The 22899-nt window shown below is 69.7% G+C and carries 26 protein-coding genes; 1 reads left to right on the top strand and 25 read right to left on the bottom strand.

The annotated features are described in order from the left end of the window. Positions 1–403: 403 nt before the first annotated feature. The 21 genes from ASD66_RS08455 to ASD66_RS08355 form a co-directional block, all read right to left on the bottom strand. Positions 404–781: a hypothetical protein gene (locus tag ASD66_RS08455; protein ID WP_056890689.1), complete on the bottom strand. Its 378-nt coding sequence runs from the start codon at positions 779–781 to the stop codon at positions 404–406. Continuing rightward, the gene (locus ASD66_RS08450; RefSeq protein WP_082599408.1) at positions 781–1383 is read right to left on the bottom strand and encodes a hypothetical protein; all 603 of its coding nucleotides are present in this window, start codon (positions 1381–1383) and stop codon (positions 781–783) included. The genes ASD66_RS08455 and ASD66_RS08450 overlap by 1 nt, the downstream gene beginning before the upstream one ends. Before the next feature lie 293 nt (positions 1384–1676). After that, entirely contained in the window at positions 1677–2246 is a 570-nt protein-coding gene (locus ASD66_RS08445; protein WP_056890688.1) for a DUF3558 domain-containing protein, read from the bottom strand. Next, positions 2243–2518 (bottom strand): hypothetical protein, encoded by a 276-nt coding sequence (locus ASD66_RS08440; RefSeq protein ID WP_056890687.1) that lies wholly within the window; start codon positions 2516–2518, stop codon positions 2243–2245. Before ASD66_RS08440 ends, ASD66_RS08445 begins: the two co-directional genes overlap by 4 nt. Before the next feature lie 23 nt (positions 2519–2541). Continuing rightward, entirely contained in the window at positions 2542–5763 is a 3222-nt protein-coding gene (locus tag ASD66_RS08435; RefSeq protein WP_082599407.1) for a LysM peptidoglycan-binding domain-containing protein, read from the bottom strand. Continuing rightward, entirely contained in the window at positions 5760–6209 is a 450-nt protein-coding gene (locus ASD66_RS08430) for a pilus assembly protein TadG-related protein (RefSeq protein WP_235530012.1), read from the bottom strand. Before ASD66_RS08430 ends, ASD66_RS08435 begins: the two co-directional genes overlap by 4 nt. Continuing rightward, positions 6209–6658: a TadE/TadG family type IV pilus assembly protein gene (locus ASD66_RS08425; protein ID WP_056890684.1), complete on the bottom strand. Its 450-nt coding sequence runs from the start codon at positions 6656–6658 to the stop codon at positions 6209–6211. The genes ASD66_RS08430 and ASD66_RS08425 overlap by 1 nt, the downstream gene beginning before the upstream one ends. Then, positions 6655–7059: a TadE family protein gene (locus ASD66_RS08420; RefSeq protein WP_056890683.1), complete on the bottom strand. Its 405-nt coding sequence runs from the start codon at positions 7057–7059 to the stop codon at positions 6655–6657. Before ASD66_RS08420 ends, ASD66_RS08425 begins: the two co-directional genes overlap by 4 nt. 6 nt (positions 7060–7065) lie before the next feature. After that, a complete protein-coding gene (locus tag ASD66_RS08415) occupies positions 7066–7269 on the bottom strand; it encodes a hypothetical protein (protein WP_056890682.1) in 204 nt (67 codons plus the stop codon). A gap of 71 nt (positions 7270–7340) precedes the next feature. Next, positions 7341–8255: a type II secretion system F family protein gene (locus tag ASD66_RS08410; RefSeq protein ID WP_056890681.1), complete on the bottom strand. Its 915-nt coding sequence runs from the start codon at positions 8253–8255 to the stop codon at positions 7341–7343. Then, positions 8252–9184, bottom strand: coding sequence for a type II secretion system F family protein (locus tag ASD66_RS08405; protein ID WP_056890680.1), 933 nt, complete (start codon positions 9182–9184; stop codon positions 8252–8254). Before ASD66_RS08405 ends, ASD66_RS08410 begins: the two co-directional genes overlap by 4 nt. Beyond that, positions 9181–10860, bottom strand: coding sequence for a CpaF family protein (locus ASD66_RS08400; protein ID WP_056890679.1), 1680 nt, complete (start codon positions 10858–10860; stop codon positions 9181–9183). Before ASD66_RS08400 ends, ASD66_RS08405 begins: the two co-directional genes overlap by 4 nt. Next, positions 10857–11696: a MinD/ParA family protein gene (locus ASD66_RS08395; RefSeq protein ID WP_056890678.1), complete on the bottom strand. Its 840-nt coding sequence runs from the start codon at positions 11694–11696 to the stop codon at positions 10857–10859. The genes ASD66_RS08400 and ASD66_RS08395 overlap by 4 nt, the downstream gene beginning before the upstream one ends. 3 nt (positions 11697–11699) lie before the next feature. Further along, positions 11700–12386: an SAF domain-containing protein gene (locus ASD66_RS08390; RefSeq protein WP_082599406.1), complete on the bottom strand. Its 687-nt coding sequence runs from the start codon at positions 12384–12386 to the stop codon at positions 11700–11702. Positions 12387–12686: 300 nt separating this feature from the next. Continuing rightward, complete coding sequence (locus ASD66_RS08385; RefSeq protein WP_082599405.1) at positions 12687–13145, bottom strand: helix-turn-helix domain-containing protein; 459 nt, start codon at positions 13143–13145, stop codon at positions 12687–12689. A gap of 38 nt (positions 13146–13183) precedes the next feature. Beyond that, a complete protein-coding gene (locus ASD66_RS24405) occupies positions 13184–13753 on the bottom strand; it encodes a CopG family ribbon-helix-helix protein (protein WP_156388604.1) in 570 nt (189 codons plus the stop codon). After that, positions 13750–14679 carry a ParA family protein gene (locus tag ASD66_RS08375; RefSeq protein WP_056890675.1) on the bottom strand — a complete coding sequence of 310 codons (930 nt, stop codon included), beginning with the start codon at positions 14677–14679 and terminating at the stop codon, positions 13750–13752. Before ASD66_RS08375 ends, ASD66_RS24405 begins: the two co-directional genes overlap by 4 nt. A 512-nt stretch (positions 14680–15191) precedes the next feature. Then, the gene (locus ASD66_RS08370) at positions 15192–17468 is read right to left on the bottom strand and encodes a hypothetical protein (protein WP_235530011.1); all 2277 of its coding nucleotides are present in this window, start codon (positions 17466–17468) and stop codon (positions 15192–15194) included. A 494-nt stretch (positions 17469–17962) separates the two neighbouring features. After that, positions 17963–18373, bottom strand: coding sequence for a hypothetical protein (locus ASD66_RS08365; protein WP_056890673.1), 411 nt, complete (start codon positions 18371–18373; stop codon positions 17963–17965). Positions 18374–18507: 134 nt separating this feature from the next. After that, a complete protein-coding gene (locus ASD66_RS08360) occupies positions 18508–20031 on the bottom strand; it encodes a hypothetical protein (RefSeq protein WP_056890672.1) in 1524 nt (507 codons plus the stop codon). Then, complete coding sequence (locus tag ASD66_RS08355; RefSeq protein ID WP_056890671.1) at positions 20021–20386, bottom strand: hypothetical protein; 366 nt, start codon at positions 20384–20386, stop codon at positions 20021–20023. The genes ASD66_RS08360 and ASD66_RS08355 overlap by 11 nt, the downstream gene beginning before the upstream one ends. Positions 20387–20618: 232 nt before the next feature. On the opposite strand from ASD66_RS08355, the gene ASD66_RS08350 reads away from it, so the two are divergent. Then, positions 20619–21473: a hypothetical protein gene (locus ASD66_RS08350; RefSeq protein ID WP_156388603.1), complete on the top strand. Its 855-nt coding sequence runs from the start codon at positions 20619–20621 to the stop codon at positions 21471–21473. Between the two features lie 37 nt (positions 21474–21510). On the opposite strand, the gene ASD66_RS24400 is transcribed toward ASD66_RS08350, so the two are convergent. From ASD66_RS24400 to ASD66_RS24115, 4 genes are all read right to left on the bottom strand, one after another. Beyond that, a complete protein-coding gene (locus tag ASD66_RS24400; RefSeq protein ID WP_156388602.1) occupies positions 21511–21687 on the bottom strand; it encodes a hypothetical protein in 177 nt (58 codons plus the stop codon). Positions 21688–21696: 9 nt separating this feature from the next. Continuing rightward, positions 21697–21927, bottom strand: coding sequence for a hypothetical protein (locus ASD66_RS08345; protein ID WP_056890669.1), 231 nt, complete (start codon positions 21925–21927; stop codon positions 21697–21699). A 119-nt stretch (positions 21928–22046) separates the two neighbouring features. Continuing rightward, positions 22047–22484, bottom strand: coding sequence for a hypothetical protein (locus ASD66_RS08340; protein WP_056890668.1), 438 nt, complete (start codon positions 22482–22484; stop codon positions 22047–22049). A 32-nt stretch (positions 22485–22516) separates the two neighbouring features. Then, entirely contained in the window at positions 22517–22846 is a 330-nt protein-coding gene (locus ASD66_RS24115) for a thermonuclease family protein (RefSeq protein WP_082599404.1), read from the bottom strand. Between the last annotated feature and the right edge of the window lie 53 nt (positions 22847–22899).

Here is a 22899-nt window from a genome sequence, read left to right as displayed (position 1 = left end):
CCCCGCATCCGTCCCCCCAGACCCCCGATTTGGAGGGGGGACGCAGAGGGGGGACGCGCGTTTCCGCAGGTCAGAGGGCGTCCCCCGAAAGTTGAGAAAGTTTTCGGCCGACCCCTTGCGCGGCCTCGAAATCGCGGTCGCGCGGGGCTGGCGCGGTCGACGCACCGGGCCTCGACCGGGTCCGCGCAGCGGAGTCTGCGGATCTCCTGCGCGGCCGGACGGGTCGTGCTCTACTTGGCGCCAGAGCCCCAGGTGACCCGAGACGCCTGGGGTCTCTTCATGCCCGGAGACACCGCTCAGCGGCCCCCTCCGGTCGGGCCCGTAGCCACGCTTGGGTGGGCAAAAAGAAGGGTCGGTCCCGGCCTCCTTCGAGGACGGGACCGACCCTTTCGTGATGAGACCGCTAGGTCAGATCTCGCACGGAGATCTTGGGCTTGCGCCATCCATCAGGGAACGGCGCAGCCGGGTCGTTCCGCCAGGCCAGGAGTTCGCGCACCCGCGCGGCACCCGTTGCCAGGTCGCCTTCGGTCCAGAGCCCAGTCGGTTCCATCTCGAGCTCGAAGGCTCCCAGCTCCGCAAGATGAAGAATCACCGAGCCATCGAAGTTCTCGACCATCAGCTCAGGGTGGTTGCGCACGCTGTACGTCGTGATCACCGGCGAGAACGTCAGCCAGCGCCGCCGCAGTGACCCAAGGCCGGCCTCCCGGAACGGTGCCCGCAGGACCTCGCGGATGACCCGCCCGTTCGACACACGACGACCTCCCACGACCTGCCCGCCCATCACTGGGTGAGCACCTGAGCCTCGCCGATGCGGATCGGCAGCGGCTCGGTGGTCAGGTCGAACTCGATGGTTCCGGACTGGCCGCCGCCGGTCCACGCGACCACCCAGTGGCTGGTCGCGGTGACCTGGTAGGCACCGTCCGGCTGGTCCGACGACATCTTCGCGTAGCGGTGCCCGCAGGTCGGCGAAGGCTGCTTCCCGTAGTGATCGGCGTACGGCGTCCCCTTGCCGGCGCAGGTCACCTTGGTGCCGTCGCCCATGTTCCACACGATGCTGGAGACGTTGGCCGTTGCGCTGACCGAGACCGTTCCTTCGGCCGCGGACGCAGTGATCGGCCCGAAGGTGACGTCGGTCGGCTGGTCGACCCACATCCACACCGGCAGGCCGACCAAGCCGGCGCGGTTGGCTCCCGACTCGGGAACGATGCCGATCTCGATCGGGTCCAGGTTCATCGAGGCGATCGCGCGCTGGGCGAGGACCACCGGGTCGATTCCGACCTCGCCAGTCTCGATCCACATGTACTCCCACGACGACCCCGGCGGCGGGAAGTAGCAGACGTGCCACCAGCCGTCTTCCTTGGTCTGGCCCTCAGGCGGGACCATGTCGTCTGCTCCTCGCGCTCCGATCCAGCACTTGTACTTGCTGCTCCAGACCGACCCTTCCGGGCCGGTGCAGGGGATCTCGTTGCCGGCGTAGGTGCAGGTCGATGAGCCTCCAGTGCCAGGATCGCCACCATTCCCGGGGTCGGTGTCGGTGTCCTCGCATACGAGCTTGACCTCCCCCGTGTCCGGGTCAGTCTCGTACCAGCAGTTTTCGCCTCCAGCAGCCGAGGCCGGAGACCCCGGGCCGACCACTACCAACGCGGCCGCGGCGACGATCGTGGCGAGCGCCCGCGCTAGCACGGCTCGTCCCACATCACATCGGAGCTAGTGACGAGCCAGTGGCCCTTCTCCAAGATCAGCTCGTACTCGATCGGCACCGGATTGCGCAGCGGGTTGCCTTCCGGGTCCTTCTGCTCGGGGACCGGCTTGCCATCCTTCGTCCGCTTAACCCCGGTACGGTCCTCGCAGTCGATGATCAAGATCTGGTCGGCGGCGCGCTGGCGGGGCTCACCGAGGGTGTGCACGTACTCCCCAGTGACCTTGCTGCCAGAGCGCTCGATCCCGGACACGTTCTGCTGAACGTTGAGGAACTCCCGGCCCGTTGCCACCTTGTTGAGTCGCTTGAACTCGATCGTGGCAGCGCGGAACGCGTCGTCGCGGACGTCGAGGTAGGTCTGCAGCTGGGCTGCGGCCTTCTCCTCGGGTGTCTTCGGCGTGGGTGACGCGCTGGTGGGCGTCTCGCTCGGTGTCGCGGTGGGCGTGTCGGTGGCGTCGGGATCGTTACTGCCGTCGTCCGAGCAGCCCGTGAGGGTCAGGGCCAGGGCGAGGGCCACTCCCCCGAGTGCGGAGTGGTGCTTCCTCATGCGGTGTCTCCTCGTGTGTTGGGCGGGGCCATGACTGAGCGTTGGCTGACGTCGTTGGCGATGAGCTCGAGGTGTTCTTCGGCGGCGTCGACGAGCTCGGCCAGCGAGCCGTTGTCGGCGGGGTCGATGCCGAACTTCTTGTCGGCGTTGTAGAGCGCGCGGACGGTGTCTCGCACGAACACGGCCCGGGCGACGCGTCGCGCGTCGAGGTCGGGGCGATCGCCGCCGGCCGCGACGTAGCGGCCGGTGAGCTCCTGGTCGAACGTGGTCATGTGTTGGGTGCTCCCTTCCCGAGTCAGCTCGCGAGCCAGCCGTGGGTACTGATGATGGTCTTCGTACGCTCCGACAGTTCCAACGGGGCGTCGCCGTCGTCGGACCGGTTGCAGATCTCCTCGCGAAGGATCCGGTCGGCCTCGAGCTGGTCGCCCTCGGCCTTCATGACGTGTGCCAGGCACAGGCGGGTGCTCTCGCCGTCCGGGTCGGCCCGGTTGGCTACGTAGGCGGCGGAGCGGGCCTTGACCAGGTCGCCGGCGGCGAGGGCCTCGGTGACGACGATGAGCGCGACGTCGGCGATCCAGCCGGACGCCATGAGGTCGACGCGGTCGGGCTCGTTGACGAGCCAAGACCATCCCTCTTCACGCAGCTGACTGAACGGCTTGGCTTCGCCGACCAGCTCGAGTGCGGTGCACAGGTCGGTGACGCCTTCGGCGCCGCCCCGGGCCTGCCCGCGCTTGCGCAGTCGGAGGAAGAGGTGGAGGTCGACCAGGAGGCCGTCGTCGACCTGGTAGACGTTGACGCCGCGGAGCTTGGTGGCGGGTGCCTTGTCGGCGTGGGGCAGGTGGGGCTCGGTGGTGCTGGGGTTGGTGCCCAGCCACTCGCGGATGGTGTTGGTGTAGTCGCGCACCTTGCCGGGGGTGATGCCGAAGGCCTCGCCGATCTCCTCGCGGGTGGCGCCGTGCTTGCGGTGCAGGGCCAGGTACGCGAGGAGCTCGGTGAAGTAGGGCTTGCGCTTGGCCAGGGCCTTGCCGTGGGTACGCGCGGTGACCGGGCCGAGCAGGCTGAGCCGGGGACGGGCGCAGTCGGTGGAGAACCAGTCGGCGATGTCCTGGTCGAGGGTGGGGTCGCTCTTCTCGACCTCGGCGCGGACGTGCTCGGGGACCTTCGGTGCGAGCGTCTCGAGGTCCTCCTGGACGATCGCGCTCTGCCGGATGTAGTCCTCGTCGTCGCCCTCGAGGAGGGACGACAGGGGCTCGTCGACGGCGTCGACGGGGGTGTTGCGCGGCAGGGTGTACTCGCGGCGCAGTGCCCCGGACTGGTCGGTGTAGGCCTCCCAGCCGTCGGTGGCGGTCTCGTCGACCGGCACGGGGACGTCCTCGGCGACCTCGCTCTGTGCGTAGACCAGGGCGCAGCCGCGGGCCTCGTCGCTGGTGAGGCCGACGGCGATGAGGTTGAGGCCGGCGTGCTCGAGGACGACGCGGCCGGTGTTCGTCATGTGCAGGACAGCGCCGGGTGTGTTGGGGCGCTCGCCGGCGACGACGATGGAGGTCGCGGACTGCCCGACGTGGTCGTTGACCAGCTGCAGCAGCTGCTCGAGGTCCTCGGGGTCTCCGGTGGCCGCGTCGAGCAGCAGCATCCGGGCCGGCCAGGTGTCGTCGTCGACGCTGCCGGTGCGTGCGGTGGACACGTCGGTGTCGTGTCGCTTGGCCCGGTCGACGGTGGTGACGGCGGCCGCGAGGACCTCCGCGGCCGCGGGCGACCCGGCTGCTCCGGTCGGGTAGTAGCTGATCCGCTCGTCCATGGCGACGGCTTCCTCAGCCACACCGATGCAGTCGACCTGCACGCGCCGCGACCACGGGTTGACGGCCAGCTGGGCGGCGAGGTGGCGGGCGAAGTCCCGGCCGTAGGTGGGGTCGCCGCTGATGGTGAGGGTGGACAGCTCCTCGCAGTTGAGCAGCCAGGTCTCGCCGGTGTCGCTCATCCCGATGGTGGCCAGGAGCGGGTAGGGCGGCTCGACGTTGCCGGTGTCGGGGCCGAGCTCGTCGGCGGCGGTGTCCGTGGCGACGTGCCAGTGGGTCTGGTCGGGGCTGCCCACCCAGGGCGCCGGGACGGCGGCCGGGGCGCTCAGGTGCAGTGTCAGCTTTCCGTTCGCGAGCTCCACGGCAGCGAGCGGCGGCATCGTGGTGCCCTGCGCGCCGACGGCGGCCGCGAGACGGCGCAGCGCCTCGTCGGCGAACTCCACGGTGGCCGCGGCCGCAGCGCCGGTGGCGTTCAGGGTCATCTCGACCGGCGCGAGCTCCGGAGGCGGCGCGGCGATCGCGCGGCCGGGCTGCCGGTTCCGGTAGCCGGCACGGCGGCGGGACCGCAGGGCCATGAGCAGTGCCCCGGACAGCAGGACGCCCCCGCCGGTCAGACCGGCGAGGACCCACGGCGCGTCGAGGATCGAGTCGTCAGCGTCGTCGACTTGGTCGACGTCCGCAGCCGGCGCAGCCGGCGCCGCTGGCTCCTCGGCCTGGGGCGGTGCGACGTCCGGCACGACGTCCGGCACGGCCGTCTCGGGCACCTCAGACTCGGGGACGACCGGGGGCTCTTCCTCGGCCGGCGGGTCGACCGGCTGCTGGTCTTCGTGGCTGGCTGGTGTCTCGGCACCGGGGATGTGGAGCTTCCAGCCGACGTCGATGACGTCGGGGTCGGTCAGCTGGACTCCCCCGGGCTGGGTGATGCCGGTGGACGCCTGGTAGATCTCGGGCCAGCGGTCGGCGTCACCGAGCTGCTCCTGGGCGATCTCGCTGAGGGTGTCGCCGGGCTGCACGCCGTACTGATGCGCGGGGGCGTCCTTCGCCTGGGGCGCGGGCAGCTTGAGGACCCACCCGGGCTCGAGGAAGCTCGGCTGCTCGCCGAGGAGATCGCGGTTGAGCTCGACGAGCTCCTTGTACCGGGCACCGTCGCCGAAGTGGTCCTCGGCGATCGACCACAGGCTCTCCCCCGGCTTCACAGCGTGGTCGACGGTCTTGTGCTGGCGCTCCTGCTTCATCTCGACCTTGACGTCCTGGTGGGCGGGCGCCTGGTCGACGGCACCGGCGGTGACGTGTCCCACGGCCACCGGGGCCGCGGCGGCCGGGGCTGCCGTGGTTGCCTGCGCGGCGATGGGGGCGGCGATGAACAGCAACGCTGCCAGGCCGATGAGGCCACGGGCTGCGGCCTGCGGCCTGCCCAGGCCCGGCAGCTGGGGCGCCTGGACCTTGCGGAGCCGGGCGATGGTCTCCACGACCAGGCTCAGCGCCATGAAGGCCCACGCGACCCAGCCGATCACCTTGAACAGGCCGAGGACGAGCGTGCCGTCGTCGGGTGCCAGGAGCGCGTTCTTGATGCCGTCCAGGGTCGGCACCTGGTCCGGGATCGGGCTGGCACCGATCGCGAGGAACAGTGCGGGCAGCCCGAGGACGATGCCGAGCACGGCAAGCGCTGCAGCGAGGCCTGTGAGTCGCTGGCCCAGGGTGGGATGGGTGGGCGTAGTCATCTCTCGATGCCTCCTTCGGCGCGGATGAGCCGCGCGGACGCCTCCCCGGTGACCTGCATGGAGTCCAGGCCGATGATCCCGAGGAACTTGCTGGTGTAGGTGTCGGTGGTGGTGACGATCAGGGTGTCGCCGTCGACGACGCGCGCGGTTCCCTCCACGCCAGCGGCGTGGAGGTAGTCCATGGCAGCTGCCTTGGCGGCGTTGATGTCGACGCGGAGGTCCTCGCCGCGCACCGCTGTCGAGCCCTGGACCTCCTGGGCGCCGGTGCGGGCGGCCTGGGATGCCGCGCTGCGGGCCTGCTGCTGGGTGTGGACCTTGCCGCCGAGGTCGACGGCCATCCCGACGAGGATGATCATCGCGAAGGACGCAGTCGCGAACCAGACGCTGATGGAGCCGCGCTCATCGCGCGAGCGCCGCGGCACGAGGCTTCGGATGGGGGCTGTCATCATCGGCGCTCCCGGTAGGCGTCGACGGGGCTGCTCGCGGTGGCGGTGATGGTGCGGGTGCCGGGTAGGCCGGGGATGCTCAGGTCCGCGACGTCGACCTTGCAGGTCACGGTGGCGGTCACCTGGCCGGTGGTTCCCAACGGGGCGTTGAACGCCGCGGCGTTGACCGTGATGTTGGTGGTTGCGCACTGCAGACCCTGGTCGCTCAGGCTGCTGGTGGCCGCGGACTTTCCGGAGCTGATCGCCTCGCTCTGGGTGCGCTCGATCGAGGCCGCGCGGGCTGCCTCGTAGGCGGCTGCGTCCACTGCCTGGTTGGCGATCTCCACGCGGCCGCCGAGAATGATCATCGCCACGAAAAGGCCGAAGGCCGGGACGCCGATCGCGGCCTCGATGGCCACCGATCCGCGCTCGTCCCGGCGCTGGCGGGTCCGCCTCGTCTGCCTGGTCATTCGGTCAGCCTTTCGACCGGGACGCTGGCGCTCTGGGTGACGGTGACGTGCCAGCCGGGGATCACGCTCATGGACGTGCCGGTGACGGTGATCGTGGCGGTGGTCGTGGTCCGTGATCCGGAGACGCTGGTGGAGGTCATCACGTCGGATCCGCCGGCGTCCTGGAGGAACGTGTTCGCCGTGGCCACACCGGCGTCGCGGGTGCCGGTCTCGCTGCCTGCCTCGCGGGCGCCCTCTTGCGCGGCCGCGAGCGCTACCTGCTTCGCGTGGTAGTACAGGGCGCCCTGGAGGCCAAGGAACATCAGCAGGAAGAGCGCGGGCATCAGGAAGACCATCTGGATGGTCACTGACCCGCGCTCGTCCCGGCTGCGGCGGCGGCGGCGGTGGAGGCTGGCGAACATGGCGGCCTACTTGATCTTGGCGGACTCGCTGGTCACGAAGAACTTGATCGCCGCGACGACGATGCCGACGATGACGATCACGGCGCCGGCCCAGATGACCTGCTCGATCGTGACGGAGCCGCGCTCGTCGCGCTGCCTGGTGACGCGGTCCTCGAGGGAGGCGAGCGTGGTCAGCGCCGCCAGCTGGAGGGCGATGAAGAGCTTCAACATCGGGGTTCTTCCTTCCTGTTCGGGTGTTGCGGTCTGGGTGACCCGGGTTCTTGCGGTCGGTGTTAGGTCGGTCAGGTGGTGAAGCGGAGCATCGAGGGGGCAACGAGGATCGCCATGAAGACGACGCCAAGCAGGCTGGCGGGGATGTACATACGCTCGGAGGTCGCGTTGGCCTTGCCGATCTCGGCGCTGAGCATCGCCGAGCGGAGTGCGGCTGCGCGGGCCCGGAGGTTGTTGTAGATCTGGGCTCCGTCCTGGCCGGACTGCTGCATGATGTCGGCGAGGTCGTCGAGCTCGGGGACGCCGAGCTCGTCGGCCAGACCGTGCAGGGAGTCCCAGGGGGCGCGGGTCATGTAGCGGGCGCGGCGCAGCTCACTCTCGATCCGCTTGAAGACCCAGGTGTCGCCGACCTCGGCCGCCTGGCGCAGCGCCTGCTGGCCGCTGGAGCCGTCGCGTACGCCGGTGGCGACCATGTCGATGTAGGCGCCCAGGGCTCGGCTGAACTCGATGCGGGCCTTCTTGGCGTCGTCGGCGGCGTTGTAGTTGGGCATGAACCAGAACAGGGCGGCCAGGGCCAGCGACCCGAGCGTGGGGATCGCGAACGGGAGCGGGAGCCCGATCAGGCTGAAGAATCCCGCAAGCAGCGGCGGCATCATCAGCCCGAGCATCGCCCAGACGACCTTCTCGCCGTAGAACCGGGTCTCGCTGATCTGCAGGAGCGCCAGGTCCTTGCGGGGGGTGTGTGCCCAGGCACCACCGGGCAGGTTCTTCATCGCCCACAGGCCGATCCGGTCGACGGCCGACCCGGTGTCGGTGCCGGCGTCGTCGAGGCCGTGGGCGCTGCGGCGGGGCACGACGTGGTCAGGCGAGAGACGGTCCAGGGCGTCGACCAGATCAGGGTCGGACGGCGCGAGACGCCACACGAGCAGGGCGAGGGCCAGTCCGAGGAGGGCGCCGCTGGCGAGGGCGATCTGCAGGCCGGTCATGCGAGTGCTCCTTGGTTCTCGACCGGTGCCGTGCGCTGGGCGGCGCGGTGCGCGTTGCGGGCCGGGAGGTCGAGGAACCGCGGGAGCGGCTTGGCGACCGCCATCCGGCGCATCCACAGCAAGGTGGCCACGTAGGCCGAGAGGAGGACGGCGAGGATGACCTGGCCCAGCGGGGAGCCGTAGGGCTCGATGTAGTCGCCTGTGAAGGCGAGCATGCCGAGCACCCCGAGGGTGATCACGGTGACGGTGCGGGCGGTGGTGCGGGGCTTGGCCTGGTCGGCGGCGATCTGGCGGCGGGCGCGCACGTCGGAGGCGACGGTCTCGGCGAGGGCGTCCAGGGCCTTCGACAGACCGGCCTGGCCGCGGCCGCTGGCGGCCAGGATCAGCTGGCTGGCCACGACGTCGCCGGTGGAGTCGTTGAGGTCCTCGGCGAAGGCGCGCAGCACGTCCTCGGTGCTGGCGGTGTTGTTCCACAGCCGGGAGACCATCAGTCCGACCTCGCGCTCGATCGGTGCCGGCGCGGACTGCAGGGACTTGATGAGCGCCGAGCGCAGGGATTGGCCGGCGGTCAGCTTGCCTGAGAGGGACCGCGTCCACTCCTCGAGCGCCTCGAGCTTCTCGATGCTGGCGGCCGCCGGCGGGGGCGTGAGCAGCAGCGGGATACCGATGATCCCGGCCGGGACGAGCACGATCGCGATCACCCAGCCGGTCGCCAGCGCGACCAGGAGTCCGGCCACGGCACCGCCGACCATCAGCGTCCGGGTGCGCCGGTCGAGCCGGACGAACCAGTTTCCCAGCCGTCCGAACGGGGTGACGGACCGGGCGGGCCGCGGCGGCTTGGGCGGTGCCGGGATCAGCGCGTAGACCATCCCGATCAGCCCGATGACGATGAGGGCACCGAAGACGGCGGGCAGGAACGCGGTGCTCATGAGGTGGCCACCCCCGGGTTGGCCAGCGACTCGGCCTTGTACGCCTCGAGGTCGAACCCGTGCCGCGCCAGCTCCTGGGCGAGGAAGTTGTCGAGCTTGCCGGTCGCGACGGCCTGGCCGAGCTGGTTGGGCGCGAAGATCGGGGTGGTGGCGTATCCCCTGGCGGCGTCGATGCTGGGCTGGACGACCAGGACCTCCTCGACCCAGCGCTGCTTGCGGAACGTGCCGTCGGAGTTGGGGATGACCTCCGAGCGCAGGTACATCACGATGTCGATCGCGGCGGCGAGCTTGCTAATGGCCAGCTCGCGGGTGACCTGGGGGCCCTTCTCCATGGCGCAAGAGACGAGCTTCTCGATGGTGTGCTCGGCGCTGCGGGCGTGGGTGGTGCTGATCGAGCCCGGGCCGGACTCCATGGCCTTGAGCATGTTCCAGACCTCGGGGCCGCGGACCTCGCCGACGATCTGGCGGGCGAGGTTGAACCGGAAGGAGTGGTGGATGGCCTCCTCGAGGCTGAACTCACCGGCCTGGCGGCCGTCGATGCCGACCTCGCCGGATCCGGGGCGGTGTTCCCAGGCGTGGACGATCTTGTGCCGGTCGACGAGCTCGTGCAGGTGCAGCTCGAACTCGGTCTCGAAGGTGCCGATCATCTCCCAGGGCGGGATGCACGAAGCCAGGGCGCGGACCCAGGTGGTCTTCCCGCTGCCTTGGACCCCGGAGACGACGATGCTCTTGCCGGCGCGCACGCAGGCGGCGGCGAAGTCGGCCAGGACCGGGCTGCAGGCCTTGCGGTCGTAGACCATCTCGTCCATCGACACCTCGCGCATGCCGTGGCGCCGGATCACGACCGAGGTGTAGGCCATCACCCAGGAGCCGGCCGCGAGCCGCGCTCCCCCGGGCAGCCGGAGGTCCAGGTGCGGGCGGGCCTCGGTGAAGGGCCGGTTCTGCCGTGCTCCGAGGTCGGAGAGGAACTCGCGCAGCTCGTCCTCGGAGTCGGCGATCGGGGCGGCCTCGACCAGGGTTCCGTCGACCAGCTCCAGCCACACCGAACAGGCCGGGCCGCGGGCGATGACGATGATGTTCTCGACGTCCTCGCGCTCGACCAGCGGCTGCAGGCGGCCGAGTCCGAACAGGGCGGCGTGGAGGGCGGACTTGAGTGCTTTCTCCTGGCCGGTCGTCCATGGCGGCCGACCTGTGGAGACCAGCGTCTCGGCCTCGGACTTGATGAGCTCCTCGATGACGTCGAGGCCCATCTGCTCGCGGTCTTCCTCGGTGACCCGGCCACCTTCCTTGTCGAGCCGGGCGGTCAGTCGCGACGAGATCTCCGCGCGGTACTGCGCGATCAGCTCCCAGTCCAGCTCGACCTCGCCATCCGCGCCGTGGATGTAGTCGTGGTCCTCCGCGGGCGCCACCAGCGGGCGAAGGCTGAACTCCGAGCGGGTGCGGCCGGGCGGCTGACCCTCGCCTTCGCTGGTCCAGGCGCCGGCGAAGATCGGCAGAGAGGTCGGGTCGTGGTCCTCGACGACCGGCGGTGGAGGCGGCGGGGAGCCGTTGGTGCCGCGGCCGCGGGCGAACGGTGAGGTCTGCTCGCGGGTCGCGGCGTGACGGGCCTCGAGCCACTCGTCGGCGCGCAGCGGGTCACGGCCGTTGGTTTCCGGGTGGTGTCCGTTGGTGCTCATGCGTGGCCTCCGTTCGTGGGAGCGAGGGCGGCCTGATTGGCGCCGAGGATGGAGTGGATCGCCGCGGCGCTGGCCCGGTAGCCGCGCAGCAGCCCGGAGGACTCGAACTTGCGGGGCTTGCGGGCGCCGTGGGAGTAGACCTCGGCCGCCTCGGGCTCCCAGTCCACGGAGGCGACCACGGGGATCTGCAGGGCCTTGGCGATGTGGCGGGCGGTGTATGGCCGGACGCGGGCTCCGGTGGGAACCGTGGGCCAGCGGCGCTCCTCGTCGACGAGGAGGACCCCGAGACGAGACAGGCCACCGACCGCACCGAACTGTCCTCGCAGGGTCTTGGCCCAGCTGGTGGCGCCGGCCAGTGCCGGCAGCGAGCTGCGGGTGACGAGCAGGGTCAGGTCGGAGGCGGCGATGAGCGGCTGGGGCCAGCCGGCGAGGCCGAGCCGGCCGGCGTCGACGATGACGTCCTGGCCGTTGCGCTCGAGGGCGCGCAGCTGCTCGGTGAGCGGATCCCACAGGGCCAGCAGGCTGGGGGCCTGCTCGTGGGCCCGGATGCCGGGCAGGAACCAGGCCGATCGCTCGGCCGGCGCTTCGGGGTCCAGCAGCAGCGTCTCGCGGGGCAAGGCATCGGCCAGTCCTCCATCGCGCAAGGAAAGGGCGAGGTTGATCAGGCCGCCGGTCGGCTCCTGGGTGCCGTGGAAGTAGCCGGCGAAGACCGAGGAGGATCCGGTCGGGTCGGCGTCGACCAGGAGCACGGGACGCGGCCAGTTGAGGGTGAGCCCGAGCGCCGTGGTGGACACGCCGGGCGAGCCGCTCGCGGAGGCCAGGACGATCAGCGCCATGCCTCAGCGCTCCCGGGCGTCCAGGACGAGCGCGACCCGTCCGGTGGCGGCGCGGGCAGCAAGGTCGGCCGCCTCGCTTTCGGGCACCGAGACGTCGACGACGGTCTCCCCCGTCTCCTCGACCCGGCTAACACCAACGACGGTGGCCTCGATGCTGACCGGCTCCTTGTCGGTGATTTCGCCCTGGTCGCCGGGCGTGGTGACGATCCGGACGACGTCGCCGCCGTAGAGCGGCTCCGAGGGCATCTGGGCGGGAGTGAGGCTGATGCCCACCAGGGACTCCCCCTCCCCCGGCACCAGGTTGTCGGCGATGGCCTGCTCGGTGAGCAGGGTGCCGGCCCACAGGTCGACGGCGGCGCGGCTGCCCTCGAGCTCGGCCTTCTGGCTGCCGGGAACCGGGGTCAGCGCCGGGTCGACGCTCACGCGCACGATGGCGAGGTCACCGGCCTCGATGGTCTCGCCTCGCTTGATGTCGCTGCTGACGACGAGGACCTCTTGGGTGTCGTTGACCGAGGTGAAGACGAACGCGACGCCCAGGGCGCCGGCGGCGACCAGTGAAGCCATCAGGGCGAAGACCCAGGGCCGGCGGCGTGCCTTGACCCGCGCAGTCGCGGCATGCGCGGGCTGCGTCTGGGCGGTCTGCGGCGGGGGCGGTCCCCCCGCGGTGGTCTGTGCGGTGTCCAGCGACATCAGTCCGAGTCCTCTCGTCTCTCGATCACCTATGTGTCAAGACGGGCCGGGGCGATCACTATGACCCAACTCGCGAACAACACACTAGTGCAGGTGTCTCGCTGAATGTAGTTCTCCACAGGAGGCGGATTCCGAGATGTCATCGCCCGAGTCCCTCACCGGGGTGGTCGCGGCTCACTCCCCCGATGGAATCGGGCGTCTACGCGCCGAACGACCCGGGTCCCATGGGACCACGCGTTCGGTCTCCCTGACGGACGATTGTGCCCTGCGTCGCCTAGGGCTGAACCTCCGTATTGCTACTCAATTGCCGGGCTTGGGGTTGCCGCGGCGCCGGCGCAGCCGTTGGGCCTCGTTGAAGGCCGCGGCCACGACGTCGGCGGGCTCGTCGAAGACGCGGCCAAGAGCCTCGAGGATCGACGGCGATGGGAGGCGGGTCCAGCGCCCGACCTCCCAGGAGTAATAGGTCTTCACGGCCATGTTCGTGCGCGTGGCCAGCTCCGGCACGGTGAGGCCGGCCTGGAGGCGCAGTGCTCTCAGGTCGGGGGTGTCACCTTCGAGGTGGATCAGCCGCAGGGTGGGGATGTCGAGTGCCCGGGCGAGCTTGACCAGGAAGTCGGGCCGGGGCACCGAGGCTCCGAGCTCCCAACGCGAGACGCGCTCTCCCCCGGCTGCGCCAACGAGTCGCGCGAGCTCGTGCTGAGTCAGGCCCGCGCTCTCGCGGGCTGTCCTCAACGCGCTGGGGTCGATTCCGGAGGCCATCGCCGACGAACACTATCGGCGTCGGCGACGCTGGTTGGTCAGTCGGCGAGAACAGCGCGGAGCGCGGCTCGGATCAGTTGGCTTCGGCTGTCTGCACCGTGCTTCTCGACGAGCGAGTCGATGACCTTGAGATTCGCCTCGGTTGTGTCGAAGTTGATCGTCGTGCGTTCCTCGATCGCGTTGCGGCCCGTGCTCTGGTCGGGGAAGAGTCCGCCAGTTGTCGGTGCGGTCGGCCGTTCCTTCTCTACCAGTTCTGCGAGTCGGTGTGCGTTCGCTTCGATCGCGTTCAGGATGAACTGGATCTGGCTGACCTTGCGGTCGGCCTGGAGGCGCTCGCGCATACCCGCGGCCAGGCGCTGCGGGATGCTGATCGTGGTTCGCCTCAATCCGCCGGTGCTTGCCGAGCTTGCCTTTGGCCGGGCTGCCTTCCTCGGCTTTGCCTCCGCTGGCCCGCGCTCGGCGCTGGGCTTTGCGGGCTCAGTGTCGCCCTCAGCTTCGGTCGTGACGGGCGCGGGCGTAGGTGTCTGTGTCTGCCGGCGAGGCGGAGGACCAGAGATCCGATCCCGAACCAGGCCGAGGGCCGGTGCCAACTGGGGACGCTCGCTCATGCTGTGGCTGCCTCTCGTACGGCAGACGCCGCCGCTTCTGCTTCCTCGGCAGCGCCGATGCGTCGAATGAGTTCGTCGGCGAGGAGGACGTAGTCCTCTGCCAGGGCGGGGGCCGAGCCAGCGATCCGCTCGGGACGGCGGCCTTCCTTCAATGCCTTCCAGTAGGGCTCGGCGTTGTGGACCACCTCGGCCAGTTCGTGGATCAGGCGGCCCTTCTCGCGCGCGTCGTCCGCGGCCGCCTCGGCGTGCCGGATGACCGAATCGCACAGCAGGTCGGCGTCGCCAAGCACGTTGCGGACGTCCTCCTTCGCGAACCGTCGGCGCGCCGTCGCCGTGGCACCCATACCGAACAGGACGGCGCCGAGCACGTCGATCTCGGGATTGATCTCTCGAATCTTTGCGACCTGCTCGGCCAGGACGCGGAGGCCTTCGATGCTGGAGCGATCCGACTTGGTCGGGATCACGATCCAGCGCGCCGCGGCGAGCGCGAGCTGGACCAGCGCGGAACGGCGGGAGGGCGGGGTGTCGATGATGATCAGGTCGTATTCCTCCGCGATGCCGGCAAGGGCCTCGCGCAGCAGGATGCGACCGTCCTCGCCCCGGCGTTGGCGGCCGAGGACGAGGTCCTCGAGGTCGTCGAGCTTGCTGCCACCGGGGATCACGTCCAGGTTGGGCCTGACTCCTGCCAGGACCGGCGTGAGGGTGCCGCCGGTGACGAGCGTGTTGACCAGGTGAGCGCCATTGTCAGCTCCCTCGGCTTCGGAGAAGCCGAGGTCATGGCCCAGGTTCGCCTGTGAGTCGAGGTCGATCAGGAGGGTCCGCCAGCCGGCTTGTGCGGCGAGGCCGGCGATGTTGGCTGCGCAGCTCGTCTTTCCGGTTCCGCCCTTGCCGGTGGCGAAGGTGATCACGCGCGACATGTTGCTCATGGGCCAGATTCTCCTATGCGGCGCGTTAGCGCCTGCGCTACGACACGCCGTATGCGTCGACTTATCTGACGCGTTACGCCCGCCCGTTACCTTTCCCGCTACGTGTCTCCGCTAGTTCTGCCGCTACATCTACACGTAACGCCTATCCCTACGGGTCCTCGTTACTCGGTAACCTAGCGGGTGCTCTAGCGTCACCCTTAACGACTCCCGTTATGTTTTCCGCTACGCGTTCCGCTAACGCTGGCATATGCGGCATCTAGCGGGCTGGCTATGTGACGCCATAGCGGACCCACCGATTGGGGGGCGGTCTAGCAACGGATGCACACCAGGACGGTCCGACCGAGGTCATAAGTCCACGAAGAGCGGCTCTGGAGGCGGTTCTGAGCGCATGGGGGGAGCCTGTCGGGGCCCGAGGTCGTTTGCTCAGAATCGGCGCCCTCAGAACGGCGGTCCGTGATGGGCCGTCGGGCAGGCAAGGTTCCGTGGACTCAACGCCCTTCGACTGGTCATCTTCACCCAGTTGCCAGGTGGTCCGTGCCCTGGAAGAGGGCGCCCTGACGTTCGAGGAAGGCGGCGTCGCGGACGTTCTCACCGTCGGGGAGGAGTGCCTGGCGTTCCTCCGCCGCCGATCTCGCCGGTCGAACTGAGGAGCCAGGTTGTTGTGTTTGGAGGCCGTAGCGTCGTCGGTGCTGGTCCCAGGCCGCGATCGATGCTCCTCGTTCCGCGGGGGAGAGCCTCTGAAAACGCGCCTTCCGGTCGAGGCTACGAGCGACAAACTCATCTGCCGGGATGCTGCGAAGCCACGCGCAGTAGTGCTCGAGCTCGTCGAGGCCGGCGCGGGCGCGGCGCTCGGCGATCCTGGCCTTCAGCGCTGACTGCTGAGTGAGCGACATCTGCTCGAACTCAAGTCGCTTGCTGGAACTGCGCTCGGCTCGGGCTGCGGGGGAGAGGTTGTCCCACCACGCCTTCTGCTTCGCAAGCTCTGACTTGATGGCCCTCGCTCTCCCGGCAGTCCAGCTCGAGGTGGCGCCGACGCGGTAGGCCGCGCGCTCCTCTTCCACGATCGCGAGCTGGCGTGCGTACGCCGCAGAAGCGCGTCGGTCCACGTTCATCGAGCGAGGGCGGGTGGCTGCGCTCCATCGTCCGTCTTCGTCCACAGTGGCCAGGCCGGCGTGGCTCAACGCTGCCAGTGCTGTCTTCGCCGTTGACCGCTGGCTCTTCGAAGGCACGTCTTCCGGTTTCTCCACCAGGCCGGACTTCACCACAAGTTCAGTGAGGTCGGTGGGTCCTGGGGAGGCCTGGAGGGTGCGCCACAGGCTGTGGCTCGTGCGGGGGAGGGTTGACCAGAGGCCGCGGGCGGGCGGGGGTGTGTGAAAGACAGGTGGGGGGATTTCCCGTCCCCCCACCTGGCTGGGGATGTTGATTTCGAACTCGTAGCTGGTCGAGTCCCTCTCGATGGGGGATAGGCAGTCGGTGTGGAGGGTGCCGAGTCGCCCGTTGAAGAGGCGCAGGGCAGCCCGGATGGTCTTGCGGTCGGTGAGCCCGGTGTCGAGGACGAGATCGCGTTCTGGGCAGGGCACGCGGAGCTTGCCGGCGCGCAGGACGCGGTCAAGGAGGTGATGACCGACCAGGAGGAGGGCCGGTCGCTGGCGGGCGGACACGGTCCACGCCAGCGCGGCGAGTTGGGTGCGGCCGGCTGCTACTGCCGCGGCGACCTCGGCTGGCGGTCCCTCGTTCGTGAGTCCGCGTGGGCCTGTGTCGGTGGTGTTGCGGAAGGCATCGGCGGCCTCGACGGTCTTGTTCCACCAGTTGTTCAGCCACCAGGCCTCGCCCTGGTGCTTGGCCTTGGTCATGACGGTCGGATGGGACTCCCGAATGATTCGCCACGCGATCTGCGGGTCGCCGACTGCCCAGACAAGTTCACGGGTGCACGAGATCTCCAGCAGCGACCGGTCCACTTGGTCGGCATTGCGGGACCTGGTCGCGCCAGTGGTCCAGGTTCCGGCTGGGATGTGGCCATGAAGGAGGTACCGGCGCCAATCTGGCCGCAGCTCGCGCCTCCATCGGTGGAACAGGAGCGGCACGACGACTGCAGTGTTGTCGTTGGTGCTGATCGACGAGCTGGCGCCGACGGCGGTCGTAGCCCTGGGCCGGCGGCGCAGCGGCGTGGGCTCGGGGCGCTCGGGCAGGATCCGCTGTAGATCGCGCAGCGCGTGGCGCAGGTTGCCCTTGGGCCGGGTAACCGCTCCGTGGCGGTGGGGAGATGTGAGAGGCCGTACCGCTTCGCGGAGATCGAGCTCGTGTGCCGGCACCTTGACATCGGCCGCGAGGCCTATCAGGAAGTCGGTGACTTCGGCGGCCAGACCGGTGCGCTGCGCTGCCGGGGAGTACCGGTAGTCGGTGTGGGCGAAGAAGATGTGCCAGCGGCCCTTCGCACCACCAGAGGGGCGCTCGAGCACCCAGGCGCCGCGGCGGCGCAGCCAGTCGGCGATCTCGGCCGCGAGGAAGTTCCCGAACTCACTGGGCACGTCGACGTCGACGACGCCGACACTGTCGCGGAGATGACCCACCAGGGCTGCGACACGTCCCTTGCCGATTAGTTCGAGTCCAGCGTCGAGCGAGGGGACGTCGACGCGCGGCACCGCGGTGTTGCCGGCATCAATCACCAGCCACGCCGCTGCAGCAGGGTTGAACAGATGCTCGTCGAGCGCCAGGAGGGCAGTGTCGACACGCCGACCTGCAGAAGGGTGTGCGGCATCGCCCTGCGACGCCGGTACAGTTACCGGCAACAAATCTTCATACCTCCTCTCAGAGGCATCACCCGGGTTTCCAGTTGGCGCTGGCCCCGGTCTTCACCAAGACGATCAGGTCCTGTTGGCGCAGGACCTTTCGTCATTTCTAAGGCGAGTCACGCCCGCTCTGGCCACGGCCAGCGGCATGCACCTCCCTCCAGGCGCGAGGAGCGAAGCTCGTCATTGACGAGTGCAGCCGAGTTGCAGCCGCTTGGGGTGGGGCGAGATGCGGAAGCTCGTGCAGCCGAGGACAGGTCGCAGCGGTACGCGGGGTGCGCTCGCGACCACGTCGCGGGGCAGCCGTCACACGCGCAAGGTCCGACTGAATGTCGGCGTGCGCTGTTACTGTGGGGAGCACGAAGCACCCTCCTGTCGAGGTCTTGGCACCCATCCCGTCATCTCCGGCAAAGAGTTGAGTTGGGTCTCTGCTTCATCGAAGGGCGACCGTTCGAGCGGTCGCCCTTCAGGCTTTTCGGGCACTGCCCGAAGTCTCAGACGGCTAGGTCGAGCCTCCCTTGCCCCTCGGCGATGTAGTCGAGCATCTCGACCATGTCGTAGACCTCCAGGCCGTCGCCCAAGAGGAACTCGAGCACGTCCTGATAGGTGCGCGCCGTGGTCTGTGCCAGGTCGAAGACCTTCTCGGCCTGCGCGATCGGCAACTGGAACTTGAGACCGCGTCGCTCGCCCTTGTGGCCCACGAAGTCCGTGACCCGATCCAGTAGTTCATCGCGGGTCCGAGCAGCGAGCGCGTCGGTGGCCACAACTTCGACCACCTCGACGTAGGTTCGCTCGTTGATCTGCGCGAGAAGGTGGATCTTGTCGACCATTTCCGGAGACAGCTTCACGAGGAACGCGTGCCGCTCGCCCTTGTGGGGTCGACCGGCCTTCCGTGTGGTCTGCATGACTGCGATCCTGCCGTAGGGAGCGTTTCTGGAAACGACAACACGCCGCTGGTGTTTCCGGAAATGCTGCACTGTTGCAGTGCTTCTCCCTCGTCCGCGCCTACTGAGACCACCAGTGTGGCCCCGTCGATGACTCACCGGCGGGGCACGGTGGACGTCGCGACGGGTGGCCGGGAGAGCTCGGGCAAGTCCTTGCCGCGGGGACCATGTTCCATGTTCGAGGCGGCCGCCGCGTGCTCGCTTTGATGCAGCGTGGCCACCGCTGAGGCGGAACTGGTGGCGTCGATCGTGGCGTCGCTGGCCGCCCGCAGGGTTTCCGCGACGGGCGGGGGGAGTGGCACGAGGCGCTTGGCGAGGATGTCGGCGGGGGAGACCCACACGACGTCGCCCTCGGCCGGCGGGGTAGCCAGGCCGGCCTCGACGTCGTTGTGCGCTCGGCGGGAAAGTGCGCGGGCTGGGCCGGTGAGGTTGGGGGTATCGGCCTTCTCGGCGACAACCGCGGCGAGCTCGGAGCCGGCCTCGACCGCGCGCAGCGTTGCGGTCACGGCTTGGGGCAGTCCGGGGCGACTGGCGATGACCTCGGGGGTGGCGAGGGTGGTCTGGTCGTGGGTGATCTGGCGGTATGCAGCGCGAACCTCCGCGGCCGCGCGGGCCAGCGGTTCCTCGAGGCGGGCACCTGGGGCAGCGAGGTCACCCCAGCGGCTGGCCAGGTTGCTCCAGGACCGCCCTGCCTCAGCGATGGCGGGGATCAGGCGGTCGGAGCGATCGAGCACGCCGGCAGTCGCGGCCGCGTCGACGAGGACCATGCTCGCGCCGGCGATCAGCCCCTGGGTGCGGGTGATCAGCAGAATGTTGGACGGTTCGAGATCTCGAGCCAGGGCGCGGTGGGTCTGGATGTCCCAGTTGGCCAGCGCTTGCGCCAGCCGTCCAGGGTCGTCGACGGGCCGCATCGCCTCGCCGGCAAGGGCTTGGGTGAACCGGTCCGTCAGGTAGCTGCGGGCGGTGTTCTCGCAGGCGGACATTCGGTCGACCCAGACCCCCGTGGGGGCGATCGCGTAGGGGGAGTGGTGCTGTGCCAGGTGGATCCGTCGGCCGGCGCTGCGGGCGTCGTCGACGCGGTCGCGGCCGTGATCGTGGAGCGCGACGTTGACGGCGTGCGCGGTGAGGTAGAGCCCGTGCATGATCCGCGTGCGTGCTGCCTCGAGGTCGCGGTGAGCATCGGGCTGCTCGTGGGGGATCTCGGCGCCGTAGCGGCGGACCAGTGAGGCGGCGTTGATGAAGGTCTGGGTCATCTGGTCGATGCGGGGGCTGGTCGGGCCCTGCCCGGGCCAGGCTGTCCGGCCGGAGAGGCTGGTCTCGATAGTTGCGGCCTGGGCGGAGAGCCTGGTGATGGGGCGGTCGCGCTCGTCGACGCCAGGACGTCGACCGGGCAGGGATGCCCACAGGTCCTCGGCGGCCGCGACCATCGTCGGCCAGCTGCGCAGCAGCGTGCCGGCGGCCTCGCCGTCGACGTCCATCAGCAGTTGGCGTGCCAGGTAGTCGACGTCGAAGAGCATCTCGCCGACGCTGCGTACGTCGCGTGAGGTCATCGGGATCTGGTCGACGTCGAAGAGCTCCTCGTCGATGTCGGCGTACGCCAGGCGCAGGTCAGTAGCCAAGGCCGCGGGCTTCCCGGATGAGGTCGCACAGGTCGACGACCAGCTGGGAACCGTGCACCAGGTCGGGCCGGTGCAGCGGCAGGGGACGGGTCAGCTCCTCGGCCTCGGTGAGCAGCTGCAGCGGCGTGCGCTCCTCGAGCTCCGCGTCCTCGTCGACGTCAGGCAGCTCGTAGTCGTCGGGCAGCAGGGCGCTGGCCTGAGAGTGCGCGAGATAGACACCGAGTCCGAGGTCGTGCAGCGGCGAGTCTGCGGCGGCCCGGTCGGCGTCGCTCCACACCTGGTTGGCGGCCTGGTGCAGCAGGAGGGCGATCGAGCCCAGGCGGTCCCAAGTGCCGTCAGCGTTGAGGGTGTCCACGGGTGTTCCTTTCGGTCGGAGGTCGGTCTGGCCCATGAACCCACGTCCGGGTCGGTCCTCGCTCCGTGGAGCGGGGGGCTGTGGATAACTCGGGGTCGTGTCGGCGGCTGGGCACAAACTGGTCTCGTTCGCCTATGTCGTACGGCGGTCGTCGGACGATCACCGCGAGCAAAGTCAAGAGATTCGCACTAGTGCTGACAGATGAAGGAGGGTCGTGATTATGAGGTTCCCGATGACCGTGCTGAGGGTGGTGACGCTGGCGCCGGCGCTGCTGGTGAGCTTCGTCCTGACCGTGGTGGTGTGCGCGCTGCTCCCGCCGGCCCTTGGCCTGGTGGCGTTCCTGGCCGCAGCCGGCCTGCTCGTTGCGCTGGCGATCGGCCAGCTCGAGGTTCCGGCGATCGCGGCACTGACCAGGTCGCGTCCTGCGACCGCAGCTGAGCTCCAGGTGATGGCACCCGTGCTCGCCGAGTTGGGCGGCCGTGGCGTCGACGTCGGCGCCCTGTTCGTACGCCGGCATCAGGGGCCGAGCACCCCGGTGGCTGTGGCGATCGAGGATCGCGCCGTCGTGGTCAGCGCCGGACTGGTCGACGCCTCGTACCGCGGGGGAGTGACCGCTGCGGAGGCGGCCGCCACGATGGCTCATGCCGTCGGCCGACGGCGGGCGATCCGGCCACGGCTGGAGCTCGCCGTGCTGGCGGCGACGGTGCCGTGGCGGTTGGTGGTCGCGACGTTCCGTGGCGTGGGCCGGGCCTTCGCCTGGCTTCCGTTCATGCGGCTGGCGTGGACGCTGCGGGGTGTCGTCGGGGTGATCTGCATCGTGCAGTCGGTTACTGAGGGTCGGGCCGCTGCGGGGATCCTGGGCGGCGCGGTGATCGCCCTGACCTACCTGGTGCCGGCGGCAGGGCGGCGGATCGAGGCCCACTCGGAGGCCGCGGCCGACCAGCTGGTGGTCTCCCTCGGCCTGGGCTCCGTGCTGGCTGGCCTGCTCCGGCGTCATGGGCATCCAATGACGCTCGAGCGGCTGCAGCGCCTGGAGGCGGCTGTCGCGCAGCAGCCGCGGCCGCGGCTGCACCTGGTGCACGGCTGAGGTTGCTTCCTGGGCGCTGCAGTCGTAGCGCGTGGGGCTACTCGTCGTCCTGGAAGCCGGACGTGGAGTGGTGCACGCAGCCGCGGCCGTTGCCCTGGTGCGGCTTGTGGTTCATGCAGGGCAGCGATCCCAGCTTGTGGGAGCAGTCGACCCAGCGGACCGTCGTGCGGCCGGCGATGCGGCCGGCGTCCGATGATGCGAGTGCGGTAGCCATCGCGACCTCCTAGCGGCGCGGGCCGCGGCGGCGGCCGAGTTGGGGCCGCTGGTAGGCGGCCGTGTCGGTGTGGTCGTGCTGGCGGCCGGATCGGTGGACCTGCGCGATCTCGGCGTCGGGGGAGGGGCCGGAGTCGGCGGCCGCGGCCTGGGCGGCGGCCTCCTCGGTGGCCCTGATCTCCTCGGTGCGCTGCCGGGCCTCTTCCTCGAGCGCGGCTTCCTCGCGAGCGGCTTCACTCATGTGAACTCCAACGGATCCCGTGGACCGGCACCGGCTGCGCCAGTTCTCCTTGGTCTCCTAAGTGCGGACGAGGGGTGGGAGCGATCACCCTCGGCTGATCGTGTTCGCCTCAGGTGCTCTCAGGCCGGCTGTGCGAGCAGTGTGGCTCTCAGCATCTGCGCGGCGTGCTCGAGGACGGTCAAGGATCCGTTCTCGCCGGGACGGTCGCAGCACGGGTGGGTGTCGAAGCCCTCGTCGACGACGATGCGGTGCAGCTGGCCACCGCAGGCACGACATCGCCGGCCGGCGTGGGTGGGGCACTGGTCGACCGCCACGGCGCAGGGCAGGCACTCCGCGGGTGTCGGAGGGCTCACCTGGTGGGCGCGGTCCCAGTCGCGGCGCTGGCCCAGCAGGGCGGCGGTGTGTTGCCACAGGAGGCTCTCGAGGTGCAGCGGCGCTGCTCGGCCGAGCGCCTGGTCGACCGCGGACCTGAGCAGGTTCTCACCGCACTCGAGGATGCGTTCGTCGATCCCGCGGGCGTAGCACCAGCGAGCCAGTGTCTTTGCGTTCGCAGCCAAATGTTCGTCCATGATCCGTCGCCCGTGGCCTGTCAGCAGGTGCCCCACAGGCCGCGGTCAGCGCCCTGGGCATCGTCGAGGGCCGCGGCGTACGACTTCTCGCGGGCGAGCGTCCGGGCTGCTTCGTAGCGGCGTGCGGCGCCGCTGGCCAGGAGCTCGCGGGCTACATCGATGCGGTGGCCGGTGTCGTAGTGGTCGACGTAGCGCAGCAACCGGTCGTAGCGGTCGCGGTTGGGCTCGCTGCTGTCGGTGACCAGCTCGATGGTGCTGCCGACCGGCGCGAGGTCCTCGAGCAGGTCGGTTGCTTGGTCGGCGTAGCACTCGGCCGGCTTCGGCGGGTGGGCGACTTCGGGGGCGTCGATACTTCTCTAGGCTCTCCCGAACTGTCGGTCATGACCTGGTTGGAGAGCGCTTT

It is taken from the genome of Nocardioides sp. Root151, from assembly GCF_001427925.1.
Taxonomy (GTDB): Bacteria; Actinomycetota; Actinomycetes; order Propionibacteriales; family Nocardioidaceae; genus Nocardioides.
The sequence above is the reverse complement of the archived record's forward strand: the minus strand, read 5'-3'. Positions and strand labels throughout refer to the sequence as shown.

Excerpts from the sequence above, each read along its gene's own strand:
- ASD66_RS08430 (WP_235530012.1), bottom strand. The coding sequence starts at position 6,209 with ATGACAGCCCCCATCCGAAGCCTCGTGCCGCGGCGCTCGCGCGATGAG.
- ASD66_RS08385 (WP_082599405.1), bottom strand. The coding sequence starts at position 13,145 with ATGGCCTCCGGAATCGACCCCAGCGCGTTGAGGACAGCCCGCGAGAGC.
- ASD66_RS08415 (WP_056890682.1), bottom strand. The coding sequence starts at position 7,269 with ATGTTGAAGCTCTTCATCGCCCTCCAGCTGGCGGCGCTGACCACGCTC.
- ASD66_RS08405 (WP_056890680.1), bottom strand. The coding sequence starts at position 9,184 with ATGAGCACCGCGTTCCTGCCCGCCGTCTTCGGTGCCCTCATCGTCATC.
- ASD66_RS08420 (WP_056890683.1), bottom strand. The coding sequence starts at position 7,059 with ATGTTCGCCAGCCTCCACCGCCGCCGCCGCCGCAGCCGGGACGAGCGC.
- ASD66_RS08410 (WP_056890681.1), bottom strand. The coding sequence starts at position 8,255 with ATGACCGGCCTGCAGATCGCCCTCGCCAGCGGCGCCCTCCTCGGACTG.
- ASD66_RS08425 (WP_056890684.1), bottom strand. The coding sequence starts at position 6,658 with ATGACCAGGCAGACGAGGCGGACCCGCCAGCGCCGGGACGAGCGCGGA.
- ASD66_RS24400 (WP_156388602.1), bottom strand. The coding sequence starts at position 21,687 with ATGGCTACCGCACTCGCATCATCGGACGCCGGCCGCATCGCCGGCCGC.
- ASD66_RS08440 (WP_056890687.1), bottom strand. The coding sequence starts at position 2,518 with ATGACCACGTTCGACCAGGAGCTCACCGGCCGCTACGTCGCGGCCGGC.
- ASD66_RS08445 (WP_056890688.1), bottom strand. The coding sequence starts at position 2,246 with ATGAGGAAGCACCACTCCGCACTCGGGGGAGTGGCCCTCGCCCTGGCC.
- ASD66_RS08345 (WP_056890669.1), bottom strand. The coding sequence starts at position 21,927 with ATGAGTGAAGCCGCTCGCGAGGAAGCCGCGCTCGAGGAAGAGGCCCGG.
- ASD66_RS08375 (WP_056890675.1), bottom strand. The coding sequence starts at position 14,679 with ATGAGCAACATGTCGCGCGTGATCACCTTCGCCACCGGCAAGGGCGGA.
- ASD66_RS08400 (WP_056890679.1), bottom strand. The coding sequence starts at position 10,860 with ATGAGCACCAACGGACACCACCCGGAAACCAACGGCCGTGACCCGCTG.
- ASD66_RS08395 (WP_056890678.1), bottom strand. The coding sequence starts at position 11,696 with ATGGCGCTGATCGTCCTGGCCTCCGCGAGCGGCTCGCCCGGCGTGTCC.
- ASD66_RS08390 (WP_082599406.1), bottom strand. The coding sequence starts at position 12,386 with ATGTCGCTGGACACCGCACAGACCACCGCGGGGGGACCGCCCCCGCCG.
- ASD66_RS08350 (WP_156388603.1), top strand. The coding sequence starts at position 20,619 with ATGACCGTGCTGAGGGTGGTGACGCTGGCGCCGGCGCTGCTGGTGAGC.
- ASD66_RS08450 (WP_082599408.1), bottom strand. The coding sequence starts at position 1,383 with ATGGTCCCGCCTGAGGGCCAGACCAAGGAAGACGGCTGGTGGCACGTC.
- ASD66_RS08455 (WP_056890689.1), bottom strand. The coding sequence starts at position 781 with ATGGGCGGGCAGGTCGTGGGAGGTCGTCGTGTGTCGAACGGGCGGGTC.
- ASD66_RS24405 (WP_156388604.1), bottom strand. The coding sequence starts at position 13,753 with ATGAGCGAGCGTCCCCAGTTGGCACCGGCCCTCGGCCTGGTTCGGGAT.
- ASD66_RS08365 (WP_056890673.1), bottom strand. The coding sequence starts at position 18,373 with ATGCAGACCACACGGAAGGCCGGTCGACCCCACAAGGGCGAGCGGCAC.
- ASD66_RS08435 (WP_082599407.1), bottom strand. The coding sequence starts at position 5,763 with ATGACTACGCCCACCCATCCCACCCTGGGCCAGCGACTCACAGGCCTC.